The sequence below is a fragment of the Paenibacillus sp. CH40 genome (genome assembly GCF_024213605.1).
GTDB classification, from domain to species: domain Bacteria; phylum Bacillota; class Bacilli; order Paenibacillales; family Paenibacillaceae; genus Paenibacillus; species Paenibacillus polymyxa_B.
In genome coordinates this window covers 770,483-784,231 of record NZ_JANAVQ010000002.1, presented here as the reverse complement: position 1 = coordinate 784,231, position 13,749 = coordinate 770,483, and the positions used below count along the sequence as shown (strand labels likewise).

General features: G+C 37.6%; 12 protein-coding genes and 1 rRNA gene. 11 read left to right on the top strand and 2 right to left on the bottom strand.

The window, feature by feature from the left end; all coding sequences use genetic code 11:
- From rrf to NLX73_RS10090, 5 genes are all read left to right on the top strand, one after another.
- Positions 1-85, top strand: a 5S ribosomal RNA gene (gene rrf / locus NLX73_RS10110); the annotation flags it as partial.
- Positions 86-2,367: 2,282 nt separating this feature from the next.
- Positions 2,368-2,685, top strand: a complete 318-nt coding sequence (gene trxA, locus NLX73_RS10105; protein WP_254326040.1) for a thioredoxin — start codon at positions 2,368-2,370, stop codon at positions 2,683-2,685.
- 244 nt (positions 2,686-2,929) lie between these two features.
- Entirely contained in the window at positions 2,930-3,595 is a 666-nt protein-coding gene (locus NLX73_RS10100) for an ArsR/SmtB family transcription factor (RefSeq protein ID WP_254326039.1), read from the top strand.
- A 587-nt stretch (positions 3,596-4,182) separates the two neighbouring features.
- Positions 4,183-4,512 (top strand): thioredoxin family protein, encoded by a 330-nt coding sequence (locus NLX73_RS10095; protein ID WP_044647494.1) that lies wholly within the window; start codon positions 4,183-4,185, stop codon positions 4,510-4,512.
- A gap of 441 nt (positions 4,513-4,953) precedes the next feature.
- Positions 4,954-5,916, top strand: a complete 963-nt coding sequence (locus NLX73_RS10090; RefSeq protein ID WP_254326038.1) for a zinc-binding dehydrogenase — start codon at positions 4,954-4,956, stop codon at positions 5,914-5,916.
- Positions 5,917-6,044: 128 nt separating this feature from the next.
- Here NLX73_RS10090 and NLX73_RS10085 read toward each other — a convergent pair whose 3' ends face one another.
- Both NLX73_RS10085 and NLX73_RS10080 read right to left on the bottom strand, forming a co-directional pair.
- Positions 6,045-7,013: a LacI family DNA-binding transcriptional regulator gene (locus tag NLX73_RS10085; protein WP_254326037.1), complete on the bottom strand. Its 969-nt coding sequence runs from the start codon at positions 7,011-7,013 to the stop codon at positions 6,045-6,047.
- A gap of 149 nt (positions 7,014-7,162) precedes the next feature.
- Complete coding sequence (locus NLX73_RS10080) at positions 7,163-7,831, bottom strand: ArsR/SmtB family transcription factor (protein WP_023988726.1); 669 nt, start codon at positions 7,829-7,831, stop codon at positions 7,163-7,165.
- Between the two features lie 564 nt (positions 7,832-8,395).
- On the opposite strand from NLX73_RS10080, the gene trxB reads away from it, so the two are divergent.
- The 6 genes from trxB (at position 8,396) to NLX73_RS10050 (ending at position 13,739) form a co-directional block, all read left to right on the top strand.
- Positions 8,396-9,325, top strand: coding sequence for a thioredoxin-disulfide reductase (trxB, locus tag NLX73_RS10075; protein WP_250261923.1), 930 nt, complete (start codon positions 8,396-8,398; stop codon positions 9,323-9,325).
- A gap of 97 nt (positions 9,326-9,422) precedes the next feature.
- Positions 9,423-9,911 carry an OsmC family protein gene (locus NLX73_RS10070; RefSeq protein ID WP_254326036.1) on the top strand — a complete coding sequence of 163 codons (489 nt, stop codon included), beginning with the start codon at positions 9,423-9,425 and terminating at the stop codon, positions 9,909-9,911.
- Positions 9,912-9,939: 28 nt separating this feature from the next.
- Positions 9,940-10,281 carry a thioredoxin family protein gene (locus NLX73_RS10065; protein WP_254326035.1) on the top strand — a complete coding sequence of 114 codons (342 nt, stop codon included), beginning with the start codon at positions 9,940-9,942 and terminating at the stop codon, positions 10,279-10,281.
- A gap of 565 nt (positions 10,282-10,846) precedes the next feature.
- Entirely contained in the window at positions 10,847-11,908 is a 1,062-nt protein-coding gene (locus NLX73_RS10060) for an NADH:flavin oxidoreductase (protein ID WP_254326034.1), read from the top strand.
- Between the two features lie 421 nt (positions 11,909-12,329).
- Positions 12,330-12,986 carry a carboxymuconolactone decarboxylase family protein gene (locus NLX73_RS10055; protein WP_254326033.1) on the top strand — a complete coding sequence of 219 codons (657 nt, stop codon included), beginning with the start codon at positions 12,330-12,332 and terminating at the stop codon, positions 12,984-12,986.
- Positions 12,987-13,010: 24 nt separating this feature from the next.
- A complete protein-coding gene (locus NLX73_RS10050) occupies positions 13,011-13,739 on the top strand; it encodes a DsbA family oxidoreductase (protein WP_254326032.1) in 729 nt (242 codons plus the stop codon).
- Positions 13,740-13,749 lie beyond the last annotated feature (10 nt).

Here is a 13,749-nt window from a genome sequence, read left to right as displayed (position 1 = left end):
ACCCATCCCGAACACGACCGTTAAGCCCTCCAGCGCCGATGGTACTTGGACCGCAGGGTCCTGGGAGAGTAGGACGTTGCCAAGCGCAATAAAAGAGCACAGCCTTACTGGCAGTGCTCTTTTTGTCTTTTTCGGAAGCGAGTAGATATTAGAAAATGAAATTTAAGTTTAGTACTTTCTAAATATACAGTTATCTTAGCACCACTACTTCTGTATAGCATCCCAATGTCAATTAACTTCTAAGAGCCAACTGTTTATGTTTCGTTAGGAGAAATCGTTGGAGCAGGTGGTTCGAATTGGGGACTCTGGATTCTGATCAGAAGTGATAAAAAGATCGTTAGAGCGTTTCTCTTTGAAATTTTCATTTATTTGCAATAAAATCATAGATTACACTTCCAAGAAATACAGATATTAATGTTACCACCAACGTTAACGTTAGTATTATGTTTACCGCTATTGGAGTGGCTTACCTGCCAAATAGGATAGCTTCTTGTAACTTGGCCAATCCTAATTCTGTCACTGTAATAATCCTAGTTCTTGAATCAATTGTACTTTGTACGACGTCAACGAAACTGCTTTTTTAAGATGTTCACATTCCGAGTAACCGTAGTTTGATTAAGAAGCATGGCTTCTCCTAATTCACTTATTGTAATGTCTTTTATTATTGAGGATGTTAACTGGCATAGAATATTGTGTGATTTTTAAGCAAGTACAAGACAGTAACTTATTATATACTGAATAACTACCCTTGTCGTTTTTCTAAGATTTGAACAAAAGCATGATTGCAGTAAAAGATATAGACGAGACAAATGGCCACTTAATTAAAGCATTTGATATTTTATAGTCGCAGCTGATAATGACGTTGTTTATTTCATTGTCCCTTTTAGAAAGCATTACTTTGTTTCTTTGTTTTGATAAAGTCTCAATTAGTTGTATAGAAACAGTGGGTTTATCCTAGCTCATGTTATAATTTTCTCAAAATTCATGATATAAAAACAGCCTATTTTAGGCTGTTTTTGTCTCAATTGAAGTTATAACTCACAAGACTATTTATATCATCTAAATGAGACAGGCTATATCCCCGAAAACCCAGTGAAATCGGGAATTAAGGCTAAGTAAACACAAAATTATCTGTTAATGATTAATCTAAGTGTTCTTAGTTTATGGTGAAAAAGGATAGCCTATTTTTTATAACAAGAAGTGAGACAAACATTATTTGAAGGAAAAATCACCTTTGCTCGACTAAAATTTTGGTATAACATTTTTAGCTACAGGACAATCAAATATCTAACCTAAATAGTCCCGTTAAAAAGGGGCTTTTTTACTTTATGTATAGCAGGTGAAATGACCGTTTCAAGAAAAAGGTTGCACTCATTCAGATCTCATCATTGCTATTTGGAGAATGCATCTTTGGTACTTAGGCTTTAATTTACCCGGGGTATTTAGATAATTAGCAGACCTGTTTATACATTGTAATTTTTAAGTTGGGACGAAACGATCTCAGCAGTTTTTTTATTTTGTTGATTAATTTCTAAGAAATATTAGATTGAAATCATATGTCTATTTCCTTGTCTAAATGGGAATACTGATTCTAAAATAGAACGGAGGAGATTAAGATTAATTATAAAGATATATATAATTTACATATTCAGCTTCTTGATGTATATGAGAGGAATCAAACGTATCGCCATCCTTATCAAAAGGATATTAATTTTTATAAACGACAGCTTAACTTTTTTTGTGAAAATATCGTACAAAAGATTTTCGTTTTAAACCAACTAATAAAGATTTATGAGAAGAATAGAGAGCCTCAAATTAATTGGTGCTCAGAGACTTATTATTCAAAACAACATGGAGATATTAAAAAAACAAATTGAGAGATGAAAAGACCAGCGAGTGGTTTCAGTTCATAGTAATTGAAATAGATGCATTAAATAAACAGACAAGCCAAAGCTAAAATATTCGAGAAAAGCAAAACACAGATGAGTTCCAAGTTTGGGATTCGACTCTGTGATTTTTCTCTTATTTCACGAGCAAAATAATGTTTGAATGAGAAGAAGGATTTTATTTAATCTTGGCAGTTATATGGAGTGGATTACTTGAGTTTAAAGGCGCACTCCCTAGTTAATCAAAATCTTAAATAAGTTGAATCTTTAGCTGGTGATCTAATTCAAAAGATCTTCGGCTTTTTTGTTTAAAAGCAAATTAGACGTAGTTCAAACGGGGCAAATAATACAAGAAAAATACTGGTGCCGTATAAAAAACTTAACTTCATAGATATTAAAAAGTTGACTTAATTCGATTTCAAAAGTATAATTCAATTAATTGATTGAATAATTGATAAATTAATTAAGGGGGATTCTATTTATGGGAGCAGTATCTTTAACAAAACAGAATTTTGAACCGAACATTAACAGCGGAGTGACACTAGTCGATTTTTGGGCACCATGGTGTCCACCTTGTCAAGTGCAACTTCCGATCGTAAATGAGCTAGCTGATGATCTGGCTGGACAAGCAACAGTAGCCAAAGTCAACGTTGATGAAGAAATCGAATTGGCTCAACAATTTGGAGTTAGAAGTATTCCTACGCTACTCTTATTTAAAGATGGTAAATTGGCTGAGACAATGGTGGGGATTGAGCAAAAGCAAGCTCTTAGAGAAAAAATTCTAGGATTGCTTAATTAACAGAGTATTCAACAAATCCATTTTTGTAATAATCATTGAAATACATGTGAAGAGAACGACGGATTTGGATTTTTCTGAACCGTCGTTTTTTTCAATTTATTAAGTGAATTCTTAAAGCTAGAACCAAAATGAACGGAAAGTAAATGTTGGATTGCTATTTTATATTTGGACATACTAGTGAGTGATTCGCATGCAGGAAGGCATACCCGAAAATCTAAGGTATTGCAACAAAGAGGAGGTTCCAATGGAAAGTAGATGTCCTGAATCGGATATTAAAGAACGTTTATATCAGCAATTTGCTCGAATTGGGAAATGTTTATCCAGTGACAAAAGACTTGAGATTATGGATCTCTTATCAAACGGACCAAAATCTGTTGAAAGTTTGGCTACACAAACTGGTATGAGTGTTGCGAATGTATCCCGTCACTTACAAATTTTGCTGGAAGCAAAATTGGTTAGATTTCAAAAAAAAGGTACTTTCGTTATATATAATATTAGTGATTTATCTGTAACTCATTTTTTGTCCTCTTTATGGAATTTGTGTGAGGACAGACTCTCTGACATAAAACAGATTAAAGATGAGTTGAAAAGGCAATATGTAGGTGTTCAAAGTATCACAAAAAAAGAACTATTGGCAAAAATGAAGCAGGATAACATGGTTCTCATAGATCTCCGACCAGTTGAGGAGTATAAAACATCTCATATCCCAGGTGCTATATCTGTACCTTTAGAGCAGTTGGAAGAATACCTAAAAACATTAAATAAAGCTGATGTAGAACTTGCTGCATACTGTCGGGGCCCTTATTGTTCTCTTGCATCTCAAGCTGTTGATTTTATTCAAAAACAGGGCTTCACAGCGTATCGAATAGAAGAAGGAGCCCGAGAGTGGAATGCTTACGATGGAGAATGAGGAATGAAATTTAAATAAAAGATGCAAGTGAAAAATATAGTGCTTTTAACATTTAAAGTTGGATTTAGAGAGTTGATAAAACTGAAATTTAATCATTAAATTCAACTGTTCTATTGATTTTAATGATTCGACTTAATATGACAGAACGGAATAGATATAGGATAATTTACTGGCTAACTCAACATTTTCGCTTCCTTGCGGTGTAAGATGTTATCTTTATAATCAAACAAAATCAGGTGCCTGTTTATATTAAATGGATTGACATTAAGAGATAGTTCCGATTTTGAAAAATAGCATTTCAGGAATCCACAATGTCTTCCTAGGGCGATTGCCGTTTGTTTGGGGAAAAGATTTGTCTCCAAAAGATAGCGTAATTATATTGACCGATTAATATTTTAAAGGAAAAAAAGCGGCACGTATTTTACCAAAACAGGGATTTCATGATTTGTATTTATTAGTTATTAGTAGATCCAGTTTCTCAATTAATTGAATGGAGTCAGAAAAGTAAATTAGGACAAAACTGCATTGAATAATATTGGATCTGGAGCCATTCAGTTCCGAATAACATACAGTAAGGCGGGAGATTAATGATAAATGTCCAAGAAATAACTTCAGTGAATGAAATAGATACGTTTATCCAAAATAACCGATTAAGTATGCTATATGTATCTCAAGAGGATTGTAATGTATGTCATGCAATTTATCCCAAACTAAAAGAATTACTCAACAACTATCCAGAAATAAAACTTGCGCATATAGATGCTAGTCAGGTAGAGGCGGTTGCAGGCAAATTATTGATTTTTACAGTTCCCACGATCATCTTATTTTTTGATCAAAAGGAATATCTTCGTGAAGGACGGTTTGTTCAGTTTGAACAATTAGAAGCACGATTAGAACAGTTGTACAATGCGGTATAAATTCTAAGGTAATATCAACATGAAAATAAAACTATTTAATACGATGGAGAAAAGAATGAAGAACCCCGTGATTATTATTGGTGCTGGCTTAAGTGACCTGCGAGCACTGCTATATCCGAAGATCGTATTCCACTTCAAAATTTTCCGCATTACGGACCTATACCTGCATCTGGGGAATGGAAAAATAAATTGCCTTTGCTGGAACAGAAGCAAGTGCAGAATTTGGTGACATCTTGAAGGTGCACTTCAGTCAGCTGAACTAGTAGTCTCAAAAATCATCAATCAGATAACAAAAATACAAAACTTACAAGAAGTTGCAACGAATCTATTCATCCGTAATGAAAATAATCAATTCAAATATACAATTAATTAATTGAATATTTGACCTATTTAAACTATACTAATGGAGTACCACTATTTTAAAACTAAGGAGGTTTATTCATGAGGAAAATGAAAGCCATGCAAATTCCAGCTGCAGGAGAAAAAATGCAGTTAGTTGAGGTACCGGTTCCGCAGCCGGCAGAAGGGCAAGTATTGCTCCGCGTTGAAGCTTGCGGCGTATGTAATGGAGATTCAATGGCCATGGGCGGTGCGGCGTCAGCATATCCCCGCATTCCTGGACATGAAGTGATAGGAATCGTTGATGAGCTTGGAGCAGGCTCGTCAAAATGGAAAATTGGAGAACGTGTCGGCATTGGATGGCATGGGGGACATAGCCATGTGACCGGATTAACAATGGACGGTGGATATGCTGAATACATGGTTGCTTATGAGGATAGTTTGTCCAGTATTCCAAATGAAATTTCGGCAATGGAAGCTGCTCCACTAATGTGTGCTGGAGAAACGACCTTTAGTGCCATCAAAAATAGTAAAGCTCGCCCTGGTGATCTAGTAGCGATTCAGGGGATTGGTGGACTGGGACATCTTGCCGTTCAGTTTGCAAGCAAAGCCGGATATCGCACTGTGGCTATTTCACGAGGAAATGATAAAGAAGCTCTCGTACGTGAACTTGGAGCCCATCACTACATTGATTCGGCCAAAGAAGATCCGGCTGAGGCATTACAAGCATTAGGCGGTGCAAAAGTCATCTTGGCAACTGCACCTAACGCGAAGGCCGTTTCCTCTCTGATCAACGGGTTGGGTCAAGACAGCGAGCTCATCATTGTGGCAACTTCCACTGATCCACTAGAATTGTCAGCGATGGACTTTTTGAAAGGATCTAACACGGTCAAAGGTACGTTAACAGGCGGAGCGGAAGAAATCCAAGCGACGATTAATTTCAGTGTGCTGACGGATATTCGCCCCATGATTGAGTCATATCCATTAGATCGTGCTAGCGAAGCATACGATAAAATGATGTCAGCATCGACTCGATTCCGTGCTGTCCTGAATATTTCTGAGTGATGATATAATTCTATGGGTGGGTAGCCTACGACTCGCGGGTTAATAGAACCACTTGTTCAATTTGGACAAGTGGTTCTATTAATGTACTGTAGGATTTACCATACGCCTGTAATACTAAAGATACTGCGTTATGTCGAACTTCGCTCAACTAACTTGTATGTTAAAGTGTTTAGCCTGTTTTTGGTGTTATTCAACTTATTTTGCAAAATAAGAAATGCATTCTCAGCTTGCTGGTCGATAGGATAGTCAATCGTTGTCAAATCGAGCAAGTGAGCCACCTCTGTATTATCGAAGCCCATAATCCCCAAATCTCCCGGAATGGAAAATCCCAATCGACGCAGGGCTGTCATAAGACCAGCTGCCACTTCATCATTGGCACAAAAAATAGCATCAGGTCGGTCTTCCTGCGATACCCACCATTTAGCAAGCTCCTCCCCATCACGAACTAAAGTTTTATCTTCGAAATGAGGAAATGGATACGCCATGAGATTGTGTTTCTTAACGAATTCTGTATGGGCACGAATGCGTTCCTTTGTATTCAGTCCTTTGGACATCGGATATATGCTAAGTATTTTTCGGTAACCTTTGGAATGAAGATATTCAAGACCTGTCGAATAGGCATGAAATTGATCCATAAAGACAGAAGGAAGATTCTCGTTTTGAAGACGTTGCCATATAACAATGGGGCCATACCGGGCATAGGATTCAATGACATCCCATTCATTGGACCGTATCAAACACACGATAGCATCTAATTGCTTCCGTTTTAGCATTTCTAGGGCGATAAGCTCCTTTTCAGGTTCTCCATTCGTGATAAAAAGAGTGATGATAAATCCGTTTTTCTCAGCAAAAAGAGTGAATGCACGAACAAAATTAATAATAATGGGACTAAAAGAGACCGTCATTATTCCAATCTGACGAGTTTTCCCTTTTTTTAGAGAGATCGCATTAGCATTGGGGACATAATCAAGCTCCTCGATAATTCCTAAAACTTTTTGTCTGGTTAAATCACTTACGTAGCCGTGTTTATTAATTACTCGTGATACAGTTGCTGTAGATACTCCCGCTAAGCGTGCAATTTCTTGAATATTCGCCACTTCTAACCACCTCTTAAGAGGAATCATATCATGTTTCCTAAGTTTGTCTTAACTAAAAAGGACTTCAGAGCCTAATAATATTGGCCTTGAAGTCTTTTAGTTAAGAATTGGAGAAATTAATTGTTATTCGTCTGTTCTTAGAAGTCAGCTTAGTGTAACTGAAAATGTTCTTGCCACTCATTTAAGCCCTCTTCCATGCGAAAAGCCGTAAAGCCTTCAGATTGTAATTTCTGCGTCGCCAGAGCTGAGTAGACACACAGTGGACCTCTACAATATGCGATGATTTCTGTGTTTTTCGGTATCTCTCTTATTAGTGCATCTAATTCTTCCATCGGCACTGAAATTGCTCCCGCAATATGATCCATGTCATACTCTTCTTTAGGACGTAAATCCACCAAAATTATTGAATCATTATTAATCTTCTCCCTAACCTCATCCATCGTAAGCGTTTGAACGTCATCAAGATTGTTTAGGAAATCGTCTTTCATTCTACTAATGTCAGGAAGTTGTTTTTCACTGATTCGCCATAAAGAGGAAAGAAATTCGATGATTTCTGGATCAGCCAAAGAATAGATCACATATACTCCTTTTTTTGTAAATTTAACCAGTTTTGCATCGAGCAGAACTTGAAGGTGGCGAGATACATTCGCAATATTCATGTCTGTGCAGGTAGCTATTTTTTCTACGGTTCTAGAACCATTGGATAGCACATTTAAGATCTCAAGACGCTTATCACTGGATAAACATTTTCCGATTCTAGCCAATTGTTTATAGAGATCTTCCTTAAAGATTTTCGCAGAGTTCAGCATATCTTCCATTATTCTCAACCTCTATTCTTGTCGTATTATAAAACGGGAATCCCCAATTCCAATCATGCATAGGAGAAGCCTTAGAATACACCTTAAACTATAATCCATAACTGAAGAATCATAATGAGGAAATTATATACTCAAAAATTGACTTTACTCATGAAATCGGCTCTTGTTCATTCAATTGAATATTAAAATTTTAACATGAACAACCCGAGTGGAGTCAAGTCAAAAGGATATAACTTGATAAAATTTATAAGAATACCCTATTTAGAAAGTTAAAAAGAAAGCCTTAAATTCTGGTTTACTCCAACATACAACGCATATGAAACATAAACTCTCACAAAAAAAGTTGACACTGCCATTGCGCTCTGTCAGCTTTTTTCATTATGCAAAGATTAGTCAAACATCCGCCCCTAAATATATTTCTACAATGTGTGTCTCATTCGTAGTCATTTTCCATCCTTGTATTGACGAGCAGATTTCCTAATGCTATAATTCAATTAATCAATTGAATATTAAAAAATATGGTTATAAACAACTGTAAAAAATATCGAATTTGGAGGGATGAATATGTATAAATCTGTAATTGTTGGAACTGGTCCAGCAGGACTGACCGCAGCGATCTACCTGGCTCGTGCTAATATGAATCCGCTCGTCATTGAAGGACTTGAACCAGGAGGACAGCTTACAACAACAACTGAAATTGAGAATTATCCTGGATTTCCAGAAGGCATCATGGGCCCCAAATTAATGGATAATATGCGTAAACAAGCGGAACGCTTCGGGGCTACATTTCTTAATGGTTGGGTAAAGACGGTAGATTTGGAAAAACGGCCGTTTAAACTGGAAGTGGAGGGCAAAGGTGAAATCATTACTGAGACTCTGATCATTTCAACCGGTGCCAGTGCGAAATATTTAGGAATACCAGGCGAAACAGAAAATGTAGGCCGGGGAGTTAGTACTTGTGCCACTTGTGATGGTTTTTTCTTTCGAAATAAGGAACTCATTGTAGTGGGTGGAGGCGATACTGCATTGGAAGAAGCAAACTTTCTAACACGATTCGCTTCCAAAGTTACTGTGGTGCATCGTCGAGAAGAACTGAGAGCCTCAAAAATTATGCAAGATCGCGCTCGTTCAAACCCAAAAATTGAGTGGGCTTTAAGCAGGACCCCACTTGAAGTTGTTGCGGAAGAGCGTGGAGTGACAGGATTGAAAGTCCGGAACCATATCTCAGGCGAAGAGGAAATCCTACATGCACATGGTGTATTTGTAGCCATCGGCCATCATCCGAATACGGACTTTTTAAATGGTCAAATTGAAACGGATCAGAACGGCTATATCGTTACAGTACCCGGCACATCAATGACAAATATTTCAGGTGTGTTTGCTTGTGGAGATGTACAGGATACTCGCTATCGTCAAGCTATTACTGCAGCAGGGACTGGAGCCATGGCGGCCATGGATAGCGAAAAGTTTATCGATTCTTTGGAAAATAATTAAAACGTCGTAACCGAATAGAACGTTTTGAAGTTTCTTGGAATCTAAGGATTTTAGTGACAAGTACAAGTATTGAAAATATGGAAAGGAGCATTTTAAAATGCCGAATCAAAAAGTGAATATGAATACGGTTTGGTTCAAAGACGCGAAAGGTTTTGGTCGTATGAAAGGCGACAATTTACAAACCCAAATTGCTATCCCTGTTATGAAAGGCGGAAGTGGACAAGGTGCTAATCCACAACAACTCCTGATGTCCTCTGCCATTGCTTGTTATGCTCTGACACTAGCGTACATGCTCGATCGCAAGAAAGTACCCGTTGTCGGGTTCTTTATGGACACAGAAGGGGACATAGCTAGAGGGGACCAACTGAGCATTACACATCGTCCGCATGTTGTTTTATCCTCGAGTGCATCAAAGGAAGATATCACTGTGGTCGAAGCATTATTCTTACAAGCAGAAGAAAAATGCCACATTGGTCAGCTGCTTGTCAAAGCAGGTGTGCCGGTAGGTACCGAAGGTAAGGTATCGATTGATGCTGGAGATGATCTGACAAGTAACTATATTGAACAACATCAATTGGAATGGTAAACCATCCATTAAAAAAGGAGATCTTAAAATGAAAAAAATTACCTTTAAAACAGAATTTGATACAGCTATCCGTTCCCCCAAAATTACAGTTGCTGTTTTTAAAGCAGACTGGTGCCCGGACTGCAAATTTATTGATCCATTCATGCCTGAAGTTGAAGAAAAATTTGCGAATGATCTGGATCTCATCGAGGTGGATGTAGATCATGTAGGTACTGTAAGTGAAGAACAAAATATTATGGGTATTCCAAGCTTTGTTGCCTATGTCGACGGTAAAGAGCTTACTCGATATGTCAACAAGCTTCGTAAATCACGCGAAGAGATAGAGGATTTTCTGCAAAGTGCTGTTGAGGTATATAACAAACGTTTATAAGGGATTTTTCGCTATTTCGTATCAATATAGAAACTACTCGAAGAAGCCACGTTTACCTCAAAAAGCAATTTGGCATAAAGAACGGTACGACACCAACTTAGAAGGCCTCATTAAAGAATATGATCAAACGATCTCTAACTACATGGATAAACGTACAAATGGAAAAGAAACAAGAGGTTGGAGTCAAGAAATATCCTCCTTCTATAACCACATTTATTATCTTGAAGTGAGAAGAATGTTGGAGCAGCAAGGATTTGGTTTCAAGTAATTTCATTGATGGAAGAGTGTTTTCCCAAATTACATGAAAATCAATGTCTTAGGTAAAACAAGCCCTAAGCCGAAGATGGAGCCAATTTGGATATCTGCTTTAATGGAGGAAAGCTGCCCTATTTAACAGGCTTCTGTGGTGGTGCAGCCATAACTTGGTTCTCAGTTCATTTTATAAACGTTAGAATGAGAGTCTTTTTATATGCATTGTTAGGGATTAGATAAGTTGATTTAATTGTTGCTAATATACGAACGTCTACGTTATAAAATGACAATAATAAAACTTGGAGGTTTTTTTGTGAATAATTTTCAATCTGTTGATGCTCTTTTTAAACCATTCGAAATGGGAAATCTCAAACTATCTAATCGTATTATAATGGCACCTATGACTCGAAATTTTTCTCCAAATGGAGTGCCAGGGAGGGATGTCGCTGCGTATTATCGTCGTAGAGCTGAAAATGGTGTTGGACTTATTCTAACAGAGGGTACATTTATCAACCATCCTGATGTTGCATCCGAGGTGCCAGCATGGCAGGAGGACGTACCACACTTATACGGAGAAGAGGCGCTAAATGGATGGTCAGAAGTAGTTAATGGTATCCACGAAGTCGGTGGCAAAATTTTCTCGCAAATATGGCACATGGGTGCACGTGGTAACGTCAATAATTACTCTAAACAAGAAATTTCGGAATTAGTTGAAGCCTTCGTGCAGGCAGCAGTCAATGCTAAAAAAGTTGGGTTTGATGGCATCGAGATTATGGCGGCACATGGATTTTTAATTGATCAATTCTTTTGGAAAAAAACAAACTCGCGTAACGATGAATACGGTGGTGATATTGTCAATCGTACGCGCTTTGCTAGTGAGGTTATCGCAGCTTGCCGAGTTGCTGTTGGACCAGAATTTCCAATTGTGTTGCGAATCTCACAGTGGAAATATGATGCGTATACAGCAAAATTAGTAGAAACTCCAGAACAACTAGAACACTTCTTAACACCATTAGTTGATGCAGGCGTTGACATCTTTCATGCTTCTATTCGTCGTTTTTGGGAACCGGCTTTTGAAGGATCTGACTTGAATCTTTCAGGATGGATAAAAAAACTGACAGGGAAACCAACAATTACAGTTGGATCTGTCGGTCTTGACGCTGATTTTTTGGATTTCTTTGATAACGGAGAAAATGCGAATGGAAAAACAACCCAAATAGAGGGGCTAATCGAGAGATTAGAACGTGGAGAATTCGATTTGATCGCAGTCGGGCGCGCATTATTGGCTGACCCTGACTGGGTAAACAAAATCCGCGATGGACGAACAGAAGAATTACTTCCGTTTACGCGTGAGGCACTAAACACATTATATTAAACGGAGTTTGAAAAATAACGAAGAACCTATATCGATTTGAAATGCACCCACTAGAATACATTAGATAAACCCTGGGTTTAACCAATGTATTCTAAGGGTTCATTTTTTTATGGGCTATTTTCATCCTTATTTTAGAAGGCTGAATTTATATAAAAGATTCATAAATACCTGGATATTCATAGCTTCCAAGGTGTCCCCTCTTCGCATAAAAAGAACTTGACTTAAATGCCTACACACTCTATAATTCAATTAATCAATTGAATAATGTTTTCTTGTTACGACTAAAAGGAGGCATTTAAAGAGAGAAACTTTTTGATTCAATCGTAGGATCTATGAAAAACGTAAGTAAGGAAAAAATTCTGAGCGTGATGAATTAAAGCTCAGAGTACACTAAAATTTCTAATGAATAGAGGGGTTTTCTATGAGTCATCAAGACAGTTTATTTAAAAAATCGAATTTTAAACGTATTGGAGAATTTAACTCGGTTTCTCCAGAGATTTTCAAGGCGTTTGTAGCCTTTGAAAAGTTAGCATTGGCTGAGGGTAAACTTACAGCAAAATACAAGGAACTAATTGCAATTGCTATAGCCCACACCACGGGATGCCCTTATTGTATTGAGGTTCATGTAAAACAAGCTAAGAAACATGGTGTATCAAAAGAGGAAATGACAGAAGCTATAATGGTTGCCACCGCGCTCAAAGCCGGTTCGGCGATGGCTCATGGCGTTAATGCTTTAAATGCGTATGATGGTACCGATGACGACGAGTTATACCGTGCATCTTATATTAATAGACTACGGGAGTTTACCCAATTAAGTGATTCGTTCAAATCCTTTGCTTCTTTTGATCAGCAAGCGTTGAAAGCCAGCATACTCAGTACCAAGGAAAAAGAATTGATTGCGGTTGCGGTTGCCCATACCACTGGGTGTCCATATTGCATTGATATTCATACGAAAGCAGCCAAAAAAGCCGGAGCAACCAAAGAAGAACTGGCTGAGTCGATTATGGTAGCTACTGCTTTAAAAGCTGGTTCCGCTCTTGCTCATGGAGTAAATGCACTGGTTGCATTTGACGAATAACTAAAACTGAGAAGGGGTAGAAACATGAAAATTGAAATCTGGTCTGACATTGCATGTCCATTCTGCTATATTGGTAAACAAAATCTGGAGCGAGCCTTAGATGGATTACCGCATAAAGATGAAATAATTATTGAATACAAAAGCTTTGAGCTTGATCCGGGAGCTTCTTCGTATGATGGAACAAGTTTTGTAGAAAAATTAACCCCTAAATTTGGAGGAAGAGAACAAGCAAAAGAATTTCTTAGCCACTTAACTCAACAAGCCAAGAACGTGGGATTATCCTTTCAATTAGATAGTCTTAAACCCACCAATACACTGGATGCTCATCGTTTATTAAAATGGGCAAAAACGAATGGCAAAGAAACAACGTTGAATGAAAAATTACTTATTGCACATTTCACTGAATCAAGGGATGTAGGAGATTATGATACACTGGCCGATATTGCAGAAGCAGTTGGATTAAACAGAAAAGAAGCCCTCGGAGTATTGAAAAATAAGGATCTCTATAAAGATCAAGTACGAAAAGATCAAGATGAAGCTCGTAGAGTTGGGATTAGCGGGGTACCGTTCTTTATATTCAACCAAAAATATGCAGTTTCAGGGGCACAGCCGACAGAATCTTTTTCTCAAGTGTTGGAGAAAGTTTGGGAAGAAGAGCATCCGGTAGCTAAGTTTGAAATTCTTTCTGATGAAACCTCTAGTGAAGGACTATGTACTGATGAAGGGTGTGCGATCCCGCCTAAAAAGTCATAAAGGACAAGCC